Here is a 20,492-nt window from a genome sequence, read left to right as displayed (position 1 = left end):
GTTCACCCTGTCGGGCACTGTCAGCACCACGAGCGCCGCCCCGATCTCGGGTGCCACCGTGTCGGCCTGGAACGCGACGACCGGCGCCTGGACGAACGCCGGCGTGACGGACGCGAGCGGCCTGTACAGCTTCACCCTGCCGCAGGGCTCCTACAAGCTGTACATCGAGCCCGTGTCCGGACCCTACGCCGCCCAATGGTTCGGCGGCACGAGCCTGGCGACGGCAACGCCCGTCACCCTCGGTGCTGCCAACCTGACCCAGAACCTCACCGTGCGCTGACGGGCCCCAATATCGTCAGAGATGTCTGACGTGATCGAGGCTCCCAAGAGAACGGCCGGTCCTGTCATCGCCGCCCGGCGCCAGGCGGTCGTCCCCGCCAGGGCCCGCCAGGCGAGCAGGGCGAGGATCCCGAACACCCCCATGTGGCCGAGTTTGCGCACGACGAAGTCGAGCCCCGGGTCCGACGCGAAGCGCAGGTCCGGCTGTGCCGAGAGGACGAAGATCAGCCCCGCCCAGCCGAGGACCGGAGCCCAGACTGTGACGGACGAACGCACGTTTGTTCGCGCCCTGGCCGAACCTCATGCTCCTGAGGCCGGCGCGGAAACCAGTTCCTTGGGCCCCGGGCGGTCCCGGATGGCTCGATCCCGGACCCGAACAGCGGGGTTGCCCGTGTAGACCCCCCGGGCCTCGGCGTCCTCGAGTAGGACCGAGCCGAGCGTCACGACCACCTCGCGACCCACCGTGATCCCCGGAGCGATCCGGGCGAACGCGCCGACCCAGGCCCCGTCCTCGACCAGGACCGGCTTGACGACGAGGCCCATGCCCGGATCGGACCAGTCGTGGTTGCCCGTGCACAGGTAGGCGCCTTGGGAGACCACCGCGTTGGCGCCGATCCGGACCCGGACGAAGTTGTCGATCCAGACCCGCTCGCCGATCCAGGTGTTGTCGCCGATCTCCAGATGCCAGGGGTACTTGACGTGCACATTCGGTTTGATGAGCACGCCGCGCCCAATCCGGGCGCCGAACCGCCGGAGGACCCAGCATTTGAGCGAGTACTGCGTCACAATCGGATTGAGCAGGATGAGAGCCTCCACCACGAGCCAGAGCGCCCGATACGCATAGGAGCGTCCGGGGTGGTAGCCGCGCGGCGAAGTTTGGCTCAGGTCGACGCTCACGGTTGCACTCTTGCCCGGCTTGCGTCGACGATTCCGGCATACATCGTTTCCATCCGCGCCGCGATCATAGGCCACGCGAATCGTTCATCCACCGTCTTTCTACCGGCCTCACCCATGACGCTCGCGGCGGCCGGATCCGCCAGTATCGTCGCCACAGCCTTGGCGATCGCGGCAGGGTTCCTCTCGACCACCATGCCCGCCCCGCTCGACCGGACGATATCTTCGATTGCCACGTGAGGGCTCACGACGACTGGGCACCCTACGGCCATCGCCTCGGCCACAGCGACACCAAAACTCTCATCCGCCGATGGGAGAACGAAGACATCCGACCGCTGAAGCAGCGCCCGCTTCGCTGCACCGGAGATGGTACCTACGAACGAAATCCGATCTCCCAGACCGGAGTGGGCAATCAATGCGCCCAACTGGCGGCCGATCCCCTCGTCATCCGGCCCCGCGATGACCAGGTGTGCGGTCGGGAACGTCGCCGCCGTTTGGGCGAACGCATCGATCAGGAGCGGCAGGCCCTTCTTAGGCGCGATGCGGCCGAGAAACGTGACCACGCGGGTGCCACGATCGATGCGGGCGCACGGGAGTGCGCCCGCATGTGCAGGTGCTCTCAGGTCGTCCACATCGATTCCGACCGGGATGATCCGCGCGGGCACTTTGTACCCGAGATCGCGAATCGCCTTGGCCTCGCGTTCCGATGTGCAGAGGACGACGGCCGCGCCACGGATGACCCGGTCTTCGATGAGCGCGTGGTACACGTCCTTCGCGTGGCGCCTCCGTGCGCGGTGCCAGGGATCGAGGCTGCCATGGGGCTGCACAACGTAAGGAACGCTCCGGTGGCGAGCGACCGCCGCGGCGACCACGTCGTGGAAACGATAGAGCGCATGGATATGAACAACATCGAAGCCTTCGATCCGCCTGCGCAGGTCAGCGAGCATCGACCACGAGGTGAGGTATTGAGTGGGCGCCGACAGCGCGTGAAACGTCACCATGGCGCCCGCCCATGGGACGGGTCGACCCACCGGGACGGGAAGCCGCGCGTCGCCGTCCGTGTTCGTGGTCACGATCTCGACTTCATGGCCGCGCCTGGCAAGCGCGATGCACAAGTCCGGCACCAACGCGGCGGGTCCGCCGTATCGCGGCGCCAGCCATGGAATCACGTGGAGGATTCGCATGGCGCGACTCAGTGCTCCTTGCCGACGGAATCGTGCTCGCTCAAATCGGCGTGGAGCTCGACGCATCCTCGTGCCCGGAGGAGGTGGGCTCCAGCCTCAATCGATGACCGTAAGCCTCGGCCGCCCACGCCACCGTCTGGGGCGCCCGAATGTTCCCCGTGGTCAACGGCAGCGGCCTCCATCGCCATGCCAGCTCGATCAAGCATGCTCGACCCGGCGGCACGCAGGCCTTGGACGAGGCTCAACGACATTGGTCGACGAGCGTAGTCTTCGTGGATCAGACTCCTGCGGCAACCGTCGATCTGATGACTCACCAAAGGTATGGCACTGGCCTCGAGCCGCGTGCCTACATCTGGACACGCCCGCGCCTCACAGGGTCTTGCCACGACCATGACGAGGCCATCGGGACGAGTATCTCAGTCGCGTCGTGGCAAGGGCAATGGCTTCCATCGCGGTAGAACGTAGAGCGATCGGCCAGAGGCGAGGCGAGTCTCGAGCGTAACGACGCCGGATGCTGAACGCTTCTCGGAAGAACACTGCGGACATCGTTGATGACTTGTTACGGCCGTGCATTCGGAGTTGACCGACCGTCTGCTCAATGTGCCGCGACGCTCCGGCTGCATCCAGCCGAAGCAAGAGGTCAAAGTCCATGCAGGCATGCAGCAACGGATCGAAGCCGCCAACGGCAAGCAAGGCGGTGCTGCGTACGAACAGCGAGCCGGAGAAGATGTAGCAACCGCGAGCGAACACTCGATCCCATGAGTACGGGCTCGATCGGTATGTCCGCACCAGCGTGCCAGCGCCATCGATGATGTCGAAGTCGCCGTATGCGAATGTGAGATTGCGGTCCGCGGCGAAAGCAGCTGATGCCGCGGAGAAGGCGCCCGGCAGGACCACGTCGTCGGCGTTAAGCCAGAGGACGATGTCCCCAGTGACCCGTGCGAGCGCCATGTTCAGGGCATCCGCCTGTCCGCGATCGGGAGCTGAGACCCACGCAATCCGGTCACCAAACGACCGGAGAATGTCACGTGTGTTGTCGGTGGAGACCCCATCCTGCACCACGACTTCATGGGGGCGGGGCTCCTGTCCCAGCGCCGACGTGAGAGCCTGCCGCAGATAGGCACCAGAGTTGTAGCTCGGAACGATCACCGAGATCCGAGACGGTGGGCCCGGGAGCGGCGTGGCCGCAGACGTGTCGGGAGTCATGTGGAGTCAGCGCCGCGACCGGGCGCCGAGCGGCGGTCCCTCGCTGCAGTCCAGCCATCTGCGGAGCCTCCGGATCGGGACGCTATGAGCGGCGAGCCGTCGCGGGTGGGACGAGGGGGCGCGGGCGCGGGATGGGTCTCCTCCCCGCGCACCTGGCTGAGTCCGAGAAGACAGAGTGCTATGCCGTACGCGGCGAGAGGCCGGGAGCTGCTTCCATAAGGCGAGAACACGATGTTCCAGATGAGCAGTGCGGCGGAGAAGACGAGGAGCGGCTCGAGCCTCAGGCGGACCGCATAGAGGTTCACCAGCAGCCCGCCTGCGAGCAAGAGAATGGCGAGCCAGAACACGCCACCGAGGAGTCCGGCCCACACCCATGAACCCAGCAGGTAGGAGTGCGCCGGGATCAGGCCCACGTCGCTCGGTCCGGCCCCGATCTCGTAGCCCAGAGAGCTGAGGCGCGCCGTGAGGAGGTCCACGTATTTGAAGTCCTTCGCCCACGATCCGTGGCCGAGGATCGGCGAGTCGATGATCGCCTGGGTGGACGCGAGTATCTCGGGCCGGCCGCCAACCAGGACCCCGAGCGAGCCGGACTGCGCGAGGTATTTCGCCTGGGCGCCAGGTCCGAGCAGACCCCCGGAGGCAGCAGCATCGTAGCCCTGCGAGACGCTGAAGGCCGCGACCATACTGAAGACCAGGCCCACAATCACCGTTCGGATCGAAGGGCGCGCACGTGCTTGCCGCCGGCCGACGAGGGTATTGAGGAGAAGGTATCCAGCGGCGATAACAGCCACCCCGCCGAGGCTCCGGAATCCAAGGAGCAGGGTCAGAGCACCGAATGCCGCGAACGCACCGATCGGCACGAGCGGCATTCGAGTACTGATCGATCCCGACAGAGCGGCAGCCAGGGTAAAGCCGACCGGCATTGCGAAAGCCCACTTCCACGGATCGCCCGCAGCATAGATGTTGGGAGCGATGAAGTAGCTCAGGACACCGCTGGCGGCCAGCCCGAGGGCGAACAGGCGGGCTCGGCGTGGCGTCGACACGAGGACCAGGATCGCGGCGAAGTCGGTCAGCGTGAACAGGATGGCCGCCCATCCTCGAGCGTAGTCCACGATTGGGCTGCGCATCACGAGGTCGGTGGCGATCTGCGACACCAGCCAAGCGCCCCACAGCAGCAGGAACCAGCGGGGCACGTGGAGGCGGTCCTTGGCTCCCCACAGCCAAGGGAGCAATGCGACCGCGAGAACCTCGCTGACGATCAGTTGCCCGACGACGGTAATCTGCACGAACGAGACTGCCGGCAGCACGAACGCCCAGACGTCCAGAGCAGTTGTGTCCGATTGCGAGGACCTGGTTGCTGGCCTGGAGGTCTGAAGGCGATCGTCGCTCACGGTGCCCGCGGAAGTCCGGTTCACCGCGGCTCTCCATCACGAAGCGTTCGCGCGATTTCGGGGACCCGTCGGCGCAGGACGTTGACCGGGTAGTCAGCCTCGAAGCGGGGATATTCCGGCAGAAGCCCGCGAACCTTGGTCGTGGAGAACTGCTGACTATCGCCCCGTTCGGCCGACACGACCGACGGAGAAGTGCCGAGAGTCTCTGCGATCACGTCGACCAATCGAGGTACGGGGGTCGAAACTCCCGAAGCGACGTTCAGGACGCTGTTGCAGACGCCACGGCGAAGAAGCGCGGCGACGATGGTCACGAGATCGTCGACGTCGAGCAGATCGCGGGTGGCGTCGGTCCTGATGACGACGGATCCGCTGAGGGTCTGGGCAACCAGCGACGGAATGAGCTGGTTTGGGTGCCCGCTCGGGCCCACGACATTCGGAAGACGAAGCACAAGAAACCGAGCGCCACTGTCGGCCACCAGGCTCTCGCACTCCAGCTTGTGGCGGCCGTACGGCGTCTCCGGGGTCGCCTGGGAGGTCTCGACACGGAGACCGGTGGCGTCTCCATAGACTGGCGCGCCCGAGAAGTACACGAGGACGGAGTCTCCTGCGCGTGCGCGATGGGCCAGGTCCCTCAGTATTGACTGTTCTCGCCGGAACGCGACCACATCGGAGGACTGCGAATCCGCCACTCCGGCCGCGCAGATGGTGGCATCGGGACTCGTCACTGACGCGGAGGCGAATGCCCGAGCGAGCAGGCCATTTCCGATCACGTCAAACGGCACGCTTCAGCCTCTCATGGCCGGGTTCCGTGGATCGGGCCGAGGATCTCATGGTAGAAGGAGATGACGCGGTCCACGTAGTGTTCTACCAGGTATTCGCGTCTGATCAGGTTGGCGTTCGCGCGCCCTACCAGAGGAAGCATCCGCCGCTGGGCGGCGACCTCCATCAGCGTCGCCGCCAGGGCCTCATAGTCGCCCGGAGGCACCACCCGCCCGTGGATGCCGTCCTGTACGACCGATCCGCTGTTGGGCGTCGTCACCACGTAGCAACCGGCCGCCATCGCCATGGCAACCACGCGCGCCGATCCTTCCGCCAGGGACGGGAACACGAACACTTCGGCCCGGCTCATCAGCGCCGCGAGCTCTCGGATGCGCACCGTGTCGTGCCAGGTCACGCGGGAGTCACTCAGGAACTTCGACCAGCCAGCGGCAATGGCTGGCGTTATCGCCCCGATGAGATCCAACTTCCAGTCGACGCCATGCAGCGTCGACAGTGCGCGGAAGAGAACGTCGGCTCCCTTCCGCTGGCCGATCTCGCCCGCAAACATCAAGCGCAGAGGTCCCCCGTCCGTCTCGGCGTCCCGCTGCGGGATCGAAGCCGCGAACTCGGCTTCGACTCCTGCGTAAATGACCTTCACTCGGGTCGTGTCGAAGCCGGACCACTCGAAAGTCTCCCGGACGAAGTCGGAGTTGACCACGATCCAGTCCGCCTTTTCGATGTCGCGCACCGCCAGGCGCCAGATCCCATGCGGCTCTGCCGGGCTCCAACCCGCCGGGAGTTGCCCGCCGTTCTGCACAAGCGACTCCAGCACCGCCGGATGCACGATCGAGTGGTCGCAGATCGTTGGAACGCCGCGACGGCGCGCCGCATCCAGGGACTCGAGACCAAAGCCAGATCTGAAGTGGTAGGCGGTAAGGTGGCGCGCCTTCCGGACCGTTCGCGCCGCTCGGAGGCCTGCGAGACGAAACCCCACGACATCGAGTGCGGTCCCCAGTCTCACGGCCCCTCTCGACCCTAGGATCTGACCGGTCCTCTGAACGAGCTCCGAGGCGAAGTCGGCGTGGACCCTGTCCGGCTCGATCCCAACTCGCCGGTCCTCCAGGCGGCCCAGCCGATACGACCGTCGGAGTGGAAGGTTTCGCAGGATGGTGGCTGCAGCGCCAACGGGGTAGGCACCCGTGAGGAGCTCGACGTCCCATTCGCGCTTCCGGAGTCCCGCGGCAAGTTGTGCCAAGGGGAATCGGCTGAAGCCGTTCGAGACGAAGATCCGGGGTGGGAGAACCGGCGCCGGTGGCGTCGCGCAGGATCGCTCCGGCGTTGACTTCGGCTGTTCGAGTGCGGCAGCGCTGCCCTCATCGGCCTTCGTCATCAGCGGATCGCACCCGGAGATACGCGCGGCGATGGCTAGGCCGCTCAACTTGGGCCCACTCGGATCAACCGATCGCGGATCGTGCGCACCTGCGCGTCGATGACCGATACACCGCTGGCAAGCTTACGGAAGCGGACCGGGGTTGCGACCAGCTGCCCGGCTGTGAAGTCATCGAGCAATCGCTCCTGGCCAAGGGCGGTGGCCAGCGGCCGAAGTTCAGTTACCACGCGAGCCCGCACATCGGCGTCGGTCGCGATGTCAGCCTCGAGGAGCATTGCTTTGAGCCGGGACTGCGCGGCCCTACTCATCGCGGGCTCTGCAGACAGCCCTAGGACCTTGGCTACTGCTGGAGCAATCTCCAACGCCATCACCCGTTCATCATGGGCTTTGTCGACGAGGCGGCTGACTAGTTTGCTGTGGGCGTAGCCAGTCCGAAACTTGGCGACCATTCGATGCGTCGTGATAAACGACCCCATCGCGCTGAGGCGGAGGTACAAACCCCAGTCGAACGCATGTCGGAGAGAAGCAGGAAACCCGCCGACTTCCACCCAAGCGGAGCGGCGGCACAAGGTCGCCGAGAGCGATGGCTTCGGGCCCGAGAGCTGCTCAATAAAGGTGCGTGGAGGTCTCGTCACGGATGCCGTCGACCACAGCCGGTGAGATCCCAACGGGCGACCGGAAAGGGAGATCGCTTGCCACCCGCCACGAACCAAGACCGCTTCGCGGCTACCGCTGGCCGCTCGCCCGAGGATGTCGACGAACCGCGGCTCGGCGACATCGTCCGAGCCGAGTAGCGCAAACCAATCGCCGCTCAGGTTCTCCACCAGAAAATTGAAGTGATCGACCATTGCGAGGCGCTTCGGCGGGCGCAAGATCCTCACTCGCCCTTCGTATCGTCCCAGGACCTCCGGCGTGTTGTCTGTGCTGTTGTCGTCCGAGACCACGATTTCGTCCGGCGGGACAGTCTGAGCCAGGAGGGAATCGAGAGTCGCGGCCAGATACTGCCCATGGTTGTGCGTCGGCACACCAATTGAGATGGTCATCAAGAGGGCCTCAGCGTTCCCGTGGCACCATTGTGGGCGGCGGACGCTCTCGGCCATAATAGCTATGGAGCACACGGTCGCTCGGATCACGCCACTTGCGCGCGTCCCACGAGAACTCCCGAGCATCGGAATGGGCTGTCTCAGATCCGCCATGTAACCCGGCCGCCCAAGCTCGGCGCCCGCGCTTAAGGCCGCGCTGCCTGGGCGCGAAGCCAGTCTGCACGGCCTGGTCAATGGTGGGCGTCGACCCGTCGGCGCGGAGGGATATCGGGTGAGTCTGGTAGGTGCGACAGTCATGATTACCGGCGGCACCGGGTCCTTCGGAAACCGTGTCGCGCGCTTCCTCCTCGGGCAGGGAGTCGCCGAGATCAGGATCTACTCCCGCGACGAGAAGAAACAGTGGGAAATGCAGCGGGCGCTGCCGGAGCTTCGCTACATCATTGGGGATGTGCGTGACCTCCGTCGGCTCAATGTGTCCATGCAAGGTGTCGACTTCGTGTTCCACGCGGCGGCTCTAAAGCAAGTCCCGGCCTGCGAGCAGTACCCGGGAGAGGCCATGATGACAAACTCGGTGGGATCACTGAATGTCTGCGAAGCGGCAAGTGCCGCCCGTGTACGCCGCGTTGTTGCACTGAGCACGGACAAGGCTGTCAAGCCCATCAACGCCATGGGGATCAGCAAGGCGATGATGGAGAAGATCGTCGCAGCGCAGAACTTCCTTCCGACCGACACCGTCTTCTGCTGCGTGCGGTATGGCAATGTGATGAACAGCCGCGGCAGCGTGATCCCGCTGTTCCGCCAGTTGATCCGACGCGGAGAGCCCCTCGGAGTGACTGTGCCAGAGATGACGCGATTCCTACTAACGCTCGACCAGTCCGTCGAGCTCGTGGTTCATGCGCTTGCTTCCGCCCTGGGCGGTGAGGTCTTCGTTCGGAAGGCGCCCGCTTGCACTGTGCTGGACCTGGCCAGGGCGATGGTCAGGAAGTACAGCCCGATGCGCGACGAACACCCCATCCAGATCGTGGGTATCCGGCCAGGAGAAAAAATCCACGAGATCCTCGTCAACGAGTACGAAATCGAAAACGCGACTGAGGACGACGCGTACTTCACGATCCATCCCCAGTACCGCCGACCCGCGAACGTGGTCTCTCGGCAGCAGGGTTACGAGTACACGTCTGAGAACACCGAGAGGGTCACGGACTATGGTGCCTTGGCCGCATTGCTGGATGCCGCCGGGGATGACGATGTCTACATCTGATCACCCGCGCGCCGATGCCGAGGATCGGCTATCCCACGTCGGTCAATACGGACTCGTCTCCCGGTGCCGGGGATGCGGTCGGCCTCAAGACGAGTGGTTCACGTTGCTTCGGATGGATCCGATGCCCCTTGCGGGCCAATTCTGTGACATGGAGATCGAAGCAGCCACCGCACCACGGTTTCCATTGACCTGGGTGCAATGCCAGTGGTGCGAGCTAGTTCAGGTCCTGGAAGACGTTCCCGATGATGTCCTCTACGCTCAGTATCGGTACGGCAGCTCGACCGTCCCGGGGCTGGTCCGCCACTTCGAGGAATACGCGACGTTTCTCATCAAGCGCTTCGGACCCCTCGGCGTACACATCATCGAAATCGGCGCGAACGATGGGATCCTTCTCTCCCGTCTGCCCAAGGCGTGGCATCGGGTCGGTATCGACCCAAGTGACGTGGCCCGTGAACATAGGTCCGGAGACTATGAGCTCCTCAACGTGCCCTTCACACTGGAGCTGGCGACGAGGCACCCCGACCGCGGGAAGGTCGATCTAGTCACGTCTTCGAATGCGATGGCCCACTTCACCGATCTATGTGGGGCCATTGAGGCCGCCCATGTGCTCCTTCGACCGGGCGGGGAGTTGATCTTGGAAGTCCACGATCTGTCCGCGACACTGGAGGGCGGACAGTGGGACACGATCTACCATGAGCACAAGGTGGAATGGTCCGAGCGATCACTCCGAGCGTGCGTGACTGAGGTGGGCTTCGAGGCCACGTTCAGCCAGCGGTTGCCCCTGCATGGAGGCCTGCTTCGCTGCGGGTTCAGGAGTGTCAACCGATCGAGTCCCATCACCCGATCGAGCGCTCTGGATCCGCAGCCCTTCCGACCGCTGGTCAACAGCTACCTGCGTCGCCGGGAGTCGCAGCTGTACTCAGCCGTGGCTGCCGCCGGATGCGACGGTCGACGCGTGGTGGCGTACGGAGCGTCGGGACGGGCAAACGTCTGGATGAACCAGATGCCGGAACTCCACTTCGACTATGTGCTTGACGACTCACCGCTTCGCGTCGGACGCTGGTTGCCGTGCGTAGCCGTGCCGATCTACCCGTCGGGGACGCTGGAGAGCGACTCGCCGGACGTGTGTCTCGTCACCGCATGGAACTACAGCCGTGACATAAAGGCCAAGCACCCCGGCTTTCGTGGAACCTGGCTCCAGACGTTCGATCTGGAGCCATGAACCCAATGGGCGTCGCGGTCTTCGTTGTCGGCCACCGAGGGATGCTCGGCACAGCGGTCCGCCGGTACCTCGACGAACTAGGTCATAGGGTCCTGACGACCGACCTTCGGTTCACCGGGGGTGCTACAGACCCGCTCATCGAGCAGGTCGAGCGAAGTGATGCCGAAGTCATCGTGAACTGTGCAGGGGTACTCTCGTCGAATGCGGCGACCGAGGCCGAGATGCTCGTGTCCAATGCCTTGCTGCCGCTGCAGTTGGGAGCTCGTCTCGGCGAAGGACGGCTGTTCATCCATGCAAGCACGGACGGGGTCTTCAGCGGGGAGCGTGGCCGGTACAGTGTCGATGACAGGCCGGACGCGACGGACACATACGGACTGTCCAAGCACCTCGGTGAGCTTGTGATTCACCTTGCGCACACCGTGGTCATCAGGACTTCGATTGTTGGTGCTGGGGGAGGCCTGCTCCGCTGGCTCCTAGAGCAGCGCAGCGACGTACCCGGATACACAGACCACTTCTGGAACGGCGTTACGACTGTCGAGTGGGCACGAGTCTGCGCGGAAATGATCGAGCGACGTAGGTCACAGGCGCCGGGGATCGTCCATCTCACATCGCGGCAACCGATCAGCAAGTTCGAGCTTCTCGATGCGGCAGCGCGTATCTTCGGATCTCCAGTTCGCGTCCTGCCCGTGACTAGTGGGCGACCCGTCAATCGTGTGCTGGTGCCTACAATCGAACGTGGCCGGATTACGCAGCAGCTCGCGGCACTCCGTCGATGGGAACGAGGCGGTCCATGATTGTGGCGGAGATCGCCAGAATGTAGCTTCGTTGTCGAGCCTGGCTGGGCCGTCGCGACCAAGTCTTGGCCCGCAGGGCCCTTTTCGGCGGTAGCGAGCGTTGCTCGCGGGACCTTACCGCAGGAAATGTTGGGCACTGAGCGCTGTACGCAAGGGGGCGGACCGCGCAGCTCCCGTCATGTGTCGCGGTTCGAACGAGGCCGAGTCGTGACGGGTTCATTGGACGAAGAGCGGCGCTGCGATCGCGCTGATGTCGGGCCCTCTATCCGCTCCTCGGTGCGCCATGGCCGCCGCGGGGTGTCTCTCACCGAACCGCTCGATCGGACCACCAACGCTTACACGCGCGCACGGTCTCGGGAACGTCCAAGACGAAGCGCAGGAAGCTGACGGGAGGCTCTCCAATGAGACGCAGCGACGCGGGCACGGTATAGGCCAGCATGGCGATCTCAATCATCAGCAACGCCAGAGCTGCACCAGCCAACCCAAAGGCCGAGGTCAGTGGAATCGACGCGGCCAGAGCGGCAAGGGCACCGCAGACGTAGACGATCGCAAGCCGGATGTGTTGGTTCGAGGATGCCAGTACCACCGAAAGCGTGGACCAGAGGGAGTTCACAACCATCACGAGCAGGAGGAGGTACAAGAGCACGACCGGCGGATCGACCATCCCGTGGGTCCATGATCGAATCAGTGTTGGCCCCAGCATTCCTAGGACGGCAACGAGCAGCATGGAGACCGCGAGTGAGGCCTGTGCGGCGCGCCGCACAATCGTCCGCGCCTCGCCGATATCTCCGCCGCCCACGGATCGGGACAGTTCTGGCCAGATCGAGAAGCCAAATGAGCCCATCACCTGTAAGGCGGCGCGTGTGGCTGTCCGGGTGGTTGAGAACACCACGAGGGCCGCTGCGCCAAGGACGCCTCCGATGACGATCGTGAACCCCTGCAGCGACAACGCGTTGCCGATCGGGAATGCCATGTACGCGAGTCCGGGCACGAACAGTTCGCGGAACGTCTGACGGTGTGGGCGCTCCGGCCGGAAGGTGGACCACGGTACGGCCCGGTGAAGGACGATCCAGGACACTCCAAAACCAACGAGGCTACCGATCAGGAACGCGATGGCTGCAGTCCCTGGTCCGCCTCCTGCGAACACCGCCCCTATCAGCGCGCCGAACTCGAGGAGGCGCCCGAGTTGGCGCATGGTCGCTCCCAGGGGATAACGCCCACCGGCCCGGTACCACGCGTCCAGCACGCCGTATTGGTTGCCGACAGCGACCTGCAGGAACAGCGCCGCAAGGACGACGCGTGCCTCTGGTGCTGGGATCGCGGCTCCCGTGCCAAAGACCCCGCCAAACACGTAGGCGATCGCGATCGCGGCCAGCACCGCGGTTCCAGTCATCAACGTCACGATCGACCAGAGGCGACGACCGAGGGCAGTCGCCTCGTCGCGTCTGCTCTGTGCCTCGAGCATGACCATCGAGTTTCCTGCGACGGACGAAAAGCTCAGATCGCTCAGCGCCACATACGTCGGGACTGCACCTAGGACAAGCCATTCGCCGTAGGTCGTTACACCCCACGCGGCAAGGAATATCGGCACGCTGACGAGCTGGATGAGCAGCGTGACCGCATTGCCGGCGAGGTTCGCTGCGAGGCCGCGCGCGATGCGTCCGGCCGCACCGCTGGTGCGCGGGCCATGAGCCGCCGGATCTACGTGTGGAACCGGAGCCACATCTGTCACGAGTCAGCTCCGCGTCTTGACTCGTTCCAGGCGATCGTCGCTCGGTGTCTGTCCTGCCACGGCATCCGGGCCATGAACCCGCACCGGTCGTGGGCGCGGGTGGTATCCAGTGCTCGTCGCGGCTGGCCGTCGGGTTCGCTCGCGTCCCAGTGGACTTCGCCCGCGAATCCAGTGACCTCCACAATCAGCTCGACGAGTTGGCGGATCGTGATCTCCCATCCCACGTCGAGGTTGACCGGATCGTCGTCGTGGCGTTCGGCGGCGAGGACGATGCCCTCCGCCGCGTCATCCACGTACAGGAACTCCCGCGAGGCGCTGCCCGTGCCCCAGACCTCGATGTGGTCCGCGCCGGCTTGGCGCGCGTCGACACACTTCCTGATGAGCGCCGGGATCACGTGGGAACTCCTCGGGTCGAAGTTGTCCCCCGGGGCCGTAGAGGTTGACCGGCACGAGGTAGATGGCATAGAGCCCGTATTGCTCCCGACACGCCTGCGATTGGGACGAGGAGCGTCTTCTTCGCGAGCCCAAATGGTGCGTTCGTCTCCTCCGGCAGAGCCTCTTCTCTGTCTCATGGGGATCACGTTAGAGGTGGTCGATCTGGCCGGGTCATTGAACGAGCTGGAGGGGCGAATGAGCCAGCGGACCTCGGCGCCCCTCTCTAGCAGGAGCTCGGGGAGGTACGAGGCTGTCCTGGCCGGTGGTGTCGGTCATGAGGGCGCGCTTCGGCGGTTCCGTCACGCCGCGATCTCGTCGACGAGGGCGACGGCTCGGGCCAGACCGGCCGCCGCAGAGAGGTGGACGGCCGCATAGGCGGGGCCCGCAGCCGCGAGTTCGGCCGCGAGGACGGGTTCCGAGCGGAGGCGAGCGAGGGCCGCGAGCAGCGACTCTGGCTCGCCGGCCGGGATGAGGAGTCCGGCCAGGGAGCGCTCCATCTCGCAGGCAGAGGCACCACCCGGCGGGACGGCAGCCACAATCGGCCGGCCCGCCGCGAGGTAGCTCGTGAGCTTCGAAGGGAATGACATGTCCAGTTGGGTCGGCCGTTCGGAGAGCAGGAGCACATCGGCAGCCGCCAGCAGGCTGGCGTGGAGCCCCTCCGGCTGGACCCCGAGGAACTCCAGCGTCGACAGGTGCGCGCCCATCGCGCGGAGCGCCTCCTCCTGGTTGCCACCGCCGGCGAGGACGAACCGCACAGGCTCACCACGTTCGGCTGCCAACCGGGCAGCGGCGACCACCTGCTCCAGGCCCTGTTTGTTGCCCATGTTTCCGGCGTGAAGCACCACCTGCCGACCGTCAGTCCAACCGAAGCGCCGACGGGTCTCATCCGTCGAGAGGGTCGGCTCGGCGAGGCGCGCCCAGTTCGGCACGCTGCGGACGCGGCTCGGGTCCACGCCCATGTCCGCGAGGGTCGGCCGGAATGCCTCGGAAACCACGCCGATCGCGGTGGCGCGGCCGGCGGCCCACGTCTCGAGCGTGCTGGTGATCCGGGTGACGGACCCGCCGCCGGGGATCCCCGACTGCGCGGCGGCCCGGCCCATAAGATCCTGGAAGAGGAGGCCGTACCGAACATGCAGGACCTCGCCGACCGCTCGGGCAAGGACTCCGCCGGAGAGGCTCGGGACGACGCCGAGGATCGCATCCGGGCGCGGCAGGCGGAGGCTCGCGAGGAGCCCGGTGAGCCCGAACGTCCCCTCGTAGAGCGCCCGCCTGATCGCCGACTGGGTCGCCGGGACGTAGTGCGCCGCGCGGATGACCGTGACACCACGGATCGTCTCGCGCCGAAGGAGTGCGCGCGGCGTGCCTGCTGCGATCCGCCAGGCCGGATAGTTCGGCAGTCCGGTCAGCACGGTGACCTCGTCGCCCCGCGCGGCAAGCTGCTCGGCGAGCCCCGCGGTGTACGGGCCAACCGACGTGAGCTCCGGTCGGTAGTTGATCCCGATGATGAGCACCCGTGTCGGCCTCCGCTGACCCCCCTCGCCGCTCACTCCCGTTTGACGCCCGCCGGGACCGAGGGCGGCACCGGCGGAACGTTCCCGCGTCCCTTGCCACGGTCCCGGCCCTTGCCCTTGCCGTTCCGACCGTCCTTCGCGGCTCTGTCGGCGCCGTAGCCACCGTAGTAGTCGTAGTAGTAATAGTCGCCGGACGCCTTCTCGGAGAGGCGATTGAGGGTGACCCCGAGGACCCGGGCGCCCACCTTGGCCAGTGCCTCCCGACCGCTCGCCGCGGCGCCACGGCGGGTTCGCCCGGCGTCGATGACGAAGATGGTCCCGTCCGTGATGGAGGCGAGGATCGCCGCGTCCGTGACGGCCCGGAGCGGCGGACTGTCGATGATGACGAGCTCCGCCACCGCGCTGAGACGATCGAGGATCACCCGCATCCGCTGGGATCCGAGGAGCTCTGCCGGGTTCGGCGGCAGGGGTCCGGTGGTGATGACGGTGAGGTTCTCCTGCTCGGTCGTCTGGGCGACTGCGGCCACGTCCACCTCATCGGAGCGGAGGAGGCTCGTGAGCCCCTGGGCGTTCGGCAGATCGAAGATCTGGTGGGCTCCGGGCTTGCGAAGGTCCGCATCGAGGAGGAGGGTCCGCCGCCCCGCCTGGGCGAAGACGACGGCAAGATTGGCGGCGGTCGTGGTCTTGCCCTCGCCCGGGATGGACGAGGTGACGAGGAGGGTCCGGACCGGCGCGTCCACGGAGGCGAACTCCACGTTCGTCCGGAGCGTCCGATACGCCTCCGCGGCCGGTGAGCGCGGGTAGAGGAGGGCGGCGAGATGGTAGATCTCGCTCCGATCCCCGTCGCCCTTCATCCGGATGATCGCGCCGAGGGTGGGCACGCCGAGCAGGCCCTCCACGTCATCGCCGGACTTCACCGTGTCGTCGAGGTAGTCGAGGAGGAAGGCGATCCCGATCGCGAGGATGAGCCCGACGAGCGCCGTGAGGATCGCGTTGAGGAGGACCCGCGGGCTGGAGGGCTGGGTCGCCGGAATCGCCGGATCCACGACGGTGAGGAGATTCGCCCCGCTGTTGGAGCTCGATCCAAGGAGGGTGGCGTACGTCTGGCGGAGGCTGACGAGGCGCCCCTGGAGGGTCTGGATCTGGTTCTGCTGGTCCGTCGTCGGGCTGGGCAGACCAAGGAGGCGCTGGAGTGTGGTCTGGGTATCCGTAATCTGCTGCGCGGTAGCCTTGAGGTCCGAGTCGATGAAGCTCTGGACGCTCGCGTCGCGTCCGGCGATCGCCGGCGATGCGGCGATGAGCTCGCCGGCCAGGGCGTTCGCGATCGTCGCGGCCCGCTGCGGGTCACCGTCCGTCACCGTGATCGTGATGAGGGTGCTGTCCGTGGCGGCGGTCACGCTGACGTTCTTGCGGAGGACGACCGTAGGCTCGTTGAGGCCCGCCTTGTCCACCACCCGGGCGAGGAGCGAAGTCGTGGTGGCGAGGCTGGCATACGTCTGGGACAGACGCTGGCTCGCGAGGAGCTGGTTGATGTCCGGGTTCGTGGACTGGAGCGACTGGCCCACGATGAGAGTGGCCGTGCTCTGGTATGCCTTCGGCAGCGCGCTGCTCACGAGGTAGGCGGCGCCGCCGCTGAGGAGGACGCTCGCGATGAGGACCCACGCCCAGTTGCGGAGGACTCGGAGGTAGCCTCGGGCGTCCACGATGCCTGCATTCCCCTCTCTGATCCGGATCGCGTCCGGTGGAGTATATGGCCACTGTACCGTCCTGCCGCGCCGTCCTACGGAGTCACGGCGGGCATCCGGTAGCGGATGGCGAGGACGAGATCGCGGTCGAAGGTCACATCGAGGGTGACGGTGCCACCGCGGACGGTGAGCCCGGCGCTGGCGTCCACGAGTACGGCACCCGGCGGCACGGCGATCGACAGATGAAGTGGGCCCGCCCGGAGACCCGGCTGCTTCTGGATCGTGAGGCGGTACGTGACGGTCCCATCCGCCGCGCTGTCCGCGGCGTACGGGCTCACCCACGCGTAGCGGAGGTGGGTGGTGCCCGGCGGAACGCGAAGGTAATTGCCGATGACCTCCCGGCCCGCCTCCGCCCCGATATCCGCCGGTGCCGTGAGGCGCTCGTAGCTGCCGCCGGAGACCGAGTCGATTCGGCTCCGATCGGGAACGAGGAGCCGAAAATACAGCCCGAGGACGTCGAGGTTCTGGAGGGTGGGCAGGGCCCGGTACGGTGCTCCGAGATCCGTCTGGATTAGGTTCGTCCAGGCGATGTCCAGGTTGTCGTGGGCGTTGCCGTAGTGGTCCAGCTGGACGCTCAGATCGAGCGCCCGGTCCGTCACTGCGTTGAGCTTGGAGGCCGGGGCCACGTTGGAGTCGACCGGGTAGAGGTAGTCCCCGGCGGACTGGAGGACGGCACCGTCGAATCCGGCATCCACCGAGAGCGCCTCGGCGGCTGGATCGGCGAACCAGGTGCTGAAGAGCCGCTGTGTCCGGAAGAGATCCGCCTGGCCGGCGAGGTCCGCCCACTTGTGGGGCGAGAGGGCGAGGAGGGTCCCGAACAGGCGGTCCGCGAAGGTGGAGAGGAAGGCCTTGCGGTTCTGATCCGGCGCCCGGGGCGCGCGGGTGAGCTGGAGGGTCTTGAGGGTCGTCTCACCGGACGCGATCGTTACCCGGTACTCCGGGACCGTGATGGGTCCGGTGAGGGTGAGCAGCTGATCGATCGTGTAGGTGGTGAGGCCGAACACGCCATCCACCTGGCCGCTCCCCCCTTCGTTCCGATAGAGGCGGATGGCGTCCGCCGCACTGGTGGGGAAGTCCGGCGACCAGTTCGAGTCGGCGAGCTGCCAGGGCTGCTTCGGGCCCAGGAGGTAGCGCGAGAGGGGACCCGGGGCCGTGATGAACGGATACTTCCAGGGCAGGTCCAGGAGGAAGACATCCTGGAAGTGGCGCTCTGTGATCTTGCCCTTGTCAAAGGCGATGATCCCGAAGCTCCCGATGAACCCGCCGGTGGGCCGGAGCTCGGCAGGATCCTGGGTCAGGACGAGGTAGCGACGCGGGCCGCTCCAGCCGAGCATGTCCGGGAGGATCCCGGCCGCGTGCGCGTAGGCTTTCAGGGGCGGACCGTATTCGGCGATCTTCGCGCGCATCGCGTCGCGCGCGTCGGCGATCGGGCCGGGCAGGCTCGCCGGGGCCGCCGCCAGGGTCTGGTCGGCCTGGTTCAGGGCGGCGATCGCGGCGTTGACGGTGGACTGCGAGGTGGCCATGAGCTCGACGAGGCCGGCGAGCGTGGAGCCGCCGGTGGTGGGGGTGGCCGCCTGGGCCTCGCGGATCGTGACGTACTGGTCGGCGATCGTGAGCCCGTCCGCGGCGGCGGCGGTGAGATCGCCCCCGGCCGCCACCACGGCGTCGGCACCGCGGACCGCATCCCGGGTGGGCGGGAACGATCGGGCGAGCCCCACGAGAGGGTCGCTCGCGAGCAGGTCCCGCAGATCCGCCAGGTGCCCATCCGCCGTCTTCAGTTCCGCCTGGAGCTGGAGGAGGGTCGGGCGGTCCAGCTCCACGCCCGCGGCGCGAGCGCGGTCCGCCATCGCGACGAGGTCCGTCCGGAGTGCCCGAGCTTCATCGAGGGCCGGCAGATAGCGCGTAGCGGCGAGCCACAGCCCGACGATGACGAGGACCGCGCCGCCTCCCAGGGCCGCCACGACGATCCTCCGGCGCCGATGGCCGGATCGGTGTCGACGTCTCCGGTGCGAGGTCTCGGGGGCGTCGATCACGACTGGGGAACGGCGATGACGACGAACCGCGGCGCCGTCGCGTAGTACGACGTTGAGGTCTGGAGCGTCAGCTGCTCCGTGGGGGTGGGGTTGAGGTAGGAGACGTCATCCCATGGCACATCCGGGAGGACTTTGCGGACGACATACGTCCGCTTCGTGCCGTCCGCGAGGGTGAGAACCACCTTGTCGCCCACCTGGGCCTGCCAGAGCGAGAGGAACATGCCCACCCGGGCATGGCCGTAGATGTAGATGTTCGATCCGCCGCCCGGCCAGGCCGAACCCGGATAGTGGGCCGCCTTCCCGAGCGGAGCGTCGAGCCCATCGCCTTCGACGATCGGCAGGTCGATCCCGAGGCGGGCGATGAGGATATGGGTGGCGACGATGCCGGCCGGCGTCGGGCTCGGGAGCGGGGTCGGAGGGCTGGTGGCGATCGGCGGGAGGGTGTCCGTGGCGCCGGGCGCCCCCGATGCTCCCCCACCGCCCGACAGGCCGAGTGACGGCCCGCCGGATCCGCTCCCTCCGGCCGACACGCCGCCGAACCCCCCGGAGAGGACGATCGCGGTGCCGATTGCCGAGACGGCGATGAGGCCGACCACACCGAGCGCGACGATCCGGCGACCAGCCGGGCTGCCGGCCCTGAGCGCCGACCCGAGCGAAACGCGGCCATTCCGGCCGGAGCGACGACGCCGATGCGACTCGGGACGGCCGTCGCTCACCATCGCTGCAGGCTACCCGGATTCCCGGCTGGGCGCCGCGACGGCGCCTTCCGGGAACGGCCATCACGGGCGAAGGTCAGCTCCGCGCGGCAGAGATGCGGCTTCAGCTCCGCGCGGCAGAGATGCGGCTTCAGCTCCGCGCGGCAGAGATGCGGCTTCAGCTCCGCGCGGCGGAGATGCGACGAAGGATGATCCAGCTGCCGAAGAGCACGGCGAACGCGGCCGCGAGGAGCGCCACCGTGGAGGTGCCGCCGGCTGGAGCGGTCGAGGTGCTCGGCAGGCCACCGGCCGCGACCGTCACGCTGATCGTGCCCGAGGCCGAACCGGCGGTGGCCTGGATGGTCACGATCCGATCGCTCGCGGCGAGGAGCGGACCAAGGACGATGGCCGCCGTCAGTGCCGGCAGGCCGGCCTTGCCCGGGCAGGCGAAGGTGACCAGGGTCGTGGTGTTGCCCTGCGAGTCCGTGGTGGTGGAGGTCGGGGAGATCTTGTCCCCGACGATGTTGCCGCTCACGAAGGACCAGATGACGTTCTGATCCGTGTCCGGATTGCCCGCCGTGTCCTGGACGAACGCCTGGACGTTGGACGTGGTGCCGCACGAGACATTGCCCGCGGGACCGGTCACCGTGATGGTGGTGGGCACTTGGCCTGCGTAGCCCAGGACCGAGATCGCGGCGGCCAGCGAGAGGACCACCCCAGCCACCATGCCGACGCGCAAACGGTTCCACTGTCGCATGAGGCGCTCCCACCCTTTGATACAGAATCAGGCGCCACCGATGCCGGGCGCACGGCTGCCGTAGCGATGGTACAGCCGCCGTCAAGTCATGATTGACCCACTGTCATCCGTGATCCGCGCGCCGGCTCCTGATCCGCGCGCCGCGCCGGCCCGGGATCTGCGCG

17 protein-coding genes and 1 pseudogene are annotated in these 20,492 nt (G+C 66.7%); 4 read left to right on the top strand and 14 right to left on the bottom strand.

All coding sequences use genetic code 11. The annotated features are described in order from the left end of the window. Nucleotides 1-280 (top strand): carboxypeptidase regulatory-like domain-containing protein (locus IVW53_10730; GenBank protein ID MBF6606043.1); only part of this gene is annotated, 280 nt, incomplete at its 5' end. A gap of 299 nt (nucleotides 281-579) precedes the next feature. On the opposite strand, the gene wcaF is transcribed toward IVW53_10730, so the two are convergent. The 7 genes from wcaF to IVW53_10695 form a co-directional block, all read right to left on the bottom strand. Beyond that, a complete protein-coding gene (wcaF, locus tag IVW53_10725; protein ID MBF6606042.1) occupies nucleotides 580-1,176 on the bottom strand; it encodes a colanic acid biosynthesis acetyltransferase WcaF in 597 nt (198 codons plus the stop codon). Continuing rightward, complete coding sequence (locus IVW53_10720) at nucleotides 1,173-2,357, bottom strand: glycosyltransferase (GenBank protein MBF6606041.1); 1,185 nt, start codon at nucleotides 2,355-2,357, stop codon at nucleotides 1,173-1,175. The genes wcaF and IVW53_10720 overlap by 4 nt, the downstream gene beginning before the upstream one ends. Nucleotides 2,358-2,726: 369 nt before the next feature. Next, nucleotides 2,727-3,506, bottom strand: a complete 780-nt coding sequence (locus IVW53_10715; GenBank protein ID MBF6606040.1) for a glycosyltransferase — start codon at nucleotides 3,504-3,506, stop codon at nucleotides 2,727-2,729. A gap of 53 nt (nucleotides 3,507-3,559) precedes the next feature. Then, on the bottom strand, nucleotides 3,560-4,870 hold the full coding sequence (locus IVW53_10710) for a hypothetical protein (GenBank protein MBF6606039.1): 1,311 nt from the start codon (nucleotides 4,868-4,870) through the stop codon (nucleotides 3,560-3,562). A 104-nt stretch (nucleotides 4,871-4,974) separates the two neighbouring features. Further along, on the bottom strand, nucleotides 4,975-5,736 hold the full coding sequence (locus tag IVW53_10705) for an NAD-dependent epimerase/dehydratase family protein (protein MBF6606038.1): 762 nt from the start codon (nucleotides 5,734-5,736) through the stop codon (nucleotides 4,975-4,977). 11 nt (nucleotides 5,737-5,747) lie between these two features. Beyond that, nucleotides 5,748-7,103 carry a glycosyltransferase gene (locus tag IVW53_10700; protein MBF6606037.1) on the bottom strand — a complete coding sequence of 452 codons (1,356 nt, stop codon included), beginning with the start codon at nucleotides 7,101-7,103 and terminating at the stop codon, nucleotides 5,748-5,750. 44 nt (nucleotides 7,104-7,147) lie between these two features. Further along, nucleotides 7,148-8,146, bottom strand: coding sequence for a glycosyltransferase (locus tag IVW53_10695; GenBank protein MBF6606036.1), 999 nt, complete (start codon nucleotides 8,144-8,146; stop codon nucleotides 7,148-7,150). 271 nt (nucleotides 8,147-8,417) lie between these two features. Between IVW53_10695 and IVW53_10690 the strand changes: the two genes are divergently transcribed. The 3 genes from IVW53_10690 to IVW53_10680 all read left to right on the top strand — a co-directional run bounded on the left by IVW53_10690 (nucleotide 8,418) and on the right by IVW53_10680 (nucleotide 11,420). Next, entirely contained in the window at nucleotides 8,418-9,404 is a 987-nt protein-coding gene (locus IVW53_10690; protein MBF6606035.1) for a polysaccharide biosynthesis protein, read from the top strand. 103 nt (nucleotides 9,405-9,507) lie between these two features. Further along, entirely contained in the window at nucleotides 9,508-10,626 is a 1,119-nt protein-coding gene (locus IVW53_10685) for a methyltransferase domain-containing protein (GenBank protein MBF6606034.1), read from the top strand. Nucleotides 10,627-10,631: 5 nt separating this feature from the next. After that, the gene (locus IVW53_10680) at nucleotides 10,632-11,420 is read left to right on the top strand and encodes a sugar nucleotide-binding protein (GenBank protein MBF6606033.1); all 789 of its coding nucleotides are present in this window, start codon (nucleotides 10,632-10,634) and stop codon (nucleotides 11,418-11,420) included. A 304-nt stretch (nucleotides 11,421-11,724) separates the two neighbouring features. Here IVW53_10680 and IVW53_10675 read toward each other — a convergent pair whose 3' ends face one another. The 7 genes and pseudogenes from IVW53_10675 to IVW53_10645 form a co-directional block, all read right to left on the bottom strand. Then, nucleotides 11,725-13,152 (bottom strand): lipopolysaccharide biosynthesis protein, encoded by a 1,428-nt coding sequence (locus tag IVW53_10675; protein MBF6606032.1) that lies wholly within the window; start codon nucleotides 13,150-13,152, stop codon nucleotides 11,725-11,727. Further along, nucleotides 13,149-13,705 (bottom strand): annotated as a pseudogene (locus tag IVW53_10670) (NAD-dependent epimerase/dehydratase family protein). Before IVW53_10670 ends, IVW53_10675 begins: the two are co-directional and overlap by 4 nt. A 181-nt stretch (nucleotides 13,706-13,886) precedes the next feature. Beyond that, entirely contained in the window at nucleotides 13,887-15,134 is a 1,248-nt protein-coding gene (locus tag IVW53_10665; GenBank protein MBF6606031.1) for a glycosyltransferase, read from the bottom strand. Further along, the gene (locus IVW53_10660; GenBank protein MBF6606030.1) at nucleotides 15,131-16,801 is read right to left on the bottom strand and encodes a polysaccharide biosynthesis tyrosine autokinase; all 1,671 of its coding nucleotides are present in this window, start codon (nucleotides 16,799-16,801) and stop codon (nucleotides 15,131-15,133) included. Before IVW53_10660 ends, IVW53_10665 begins: the two co-directional genes overlap by 4 nt. Before the next feature lie 77 nt (nucleotides 16,802-16,878). Next, on the bottom strand, nucleotides 16,879-18,804 hold the full coding sequence (locus tag IVW53_10655) for a DUF4012 domain-containing protein (protein ID MBF6606029.1): 1,926 nt from the start codon (nucleotides 18,802-18,804) through the stop codon (nucleotides 16,879-16,881). 68 nt (nucleotides 18,805-18,872) lie between these two features. Then, complete coding sequence (locus IVW53_10650) at nucleotides 18,873-19,595, bottom strand: sortase (GenBank protein ID MBF6606028.1); 723 nt, start codon at nucleotides 19,593-19,595, stop codon at nucleotides 18,873-18,875. A gap of 154 nt (nucleotides 19,596-19,749) precedes the next feature. After that, nucleotides 19,750-20,328 carry a hypothetical protein gene (locus IVW53_10645; GenBank protein ID MBF6606027.1) on the bottom strand — a complete coding sequence of 193 codons (579 nt, stop codon included), beginning with the start codon at nucleotides 20,326-20,328 and terminating at the stop codon, nucleotides 19,750-19,752. Nucleotides 20,329-20,492: the final 164 nt, after the last annotated feature.

Source organism: Chloroflexota bacterium, from assembly GCA_015478725.1.
Taxonomy (GTDB): domain Bacteria; phylum Chloroflexota; class Limnocylindria; order Limnocylindrales; family CSP1-4; genus C-114.
Note: the sequence above shows the minus strand (reverse complement) of the source record. Positions and strands in the feature narration are given on the sequence as shown.

Bases quoted from the DNA above. Each gene is read 5' to 3' on its own strand.
- IVW53_10720 (MBF6606041.1), bottom strand. From the start codon at position 2,357: ATGCGAATCCTCCACGTGATTCCATGGCTGGCGCCGCGATACGGCGGA.
- IVW53_10700 (MBF6606037.1), bottom strand. From the start codon at position 7,103: ATGACGAAGGCCGATGAGGGCAGCGCTGCCGCACTCGAACAGCCGAAG.
- IVW53_10695 (MBF6606036.1), bottom strand. From the start codon at position 8,146: ATGACCATCTCAATTGGTGTGCCGACGCACAACCATGGGCAGTATCTG.
- IVW53_10680 (MBF6606033.1), top strand. From the start codon at position 10,632: ATGGGCGTCGCGGTCTTCGTTGTCGGCCACCGAGGGATGCTCGGCACA.
- IVW53_10650 (MBF6606028.1), bottom strand. From the start codon at position 19,595: ATGGTGAGCGACGGCCGTCCCGAGTCGCATCGGCGTCGTCGCTCCGGC.
- IVW53_10645 (MBF6606027.1), bottom strand. From the start codon at position 20,328: ATGCGACAGTGGAACCGTTTGCGCGTCGGCATGGTGGCTGGGGTGGTC.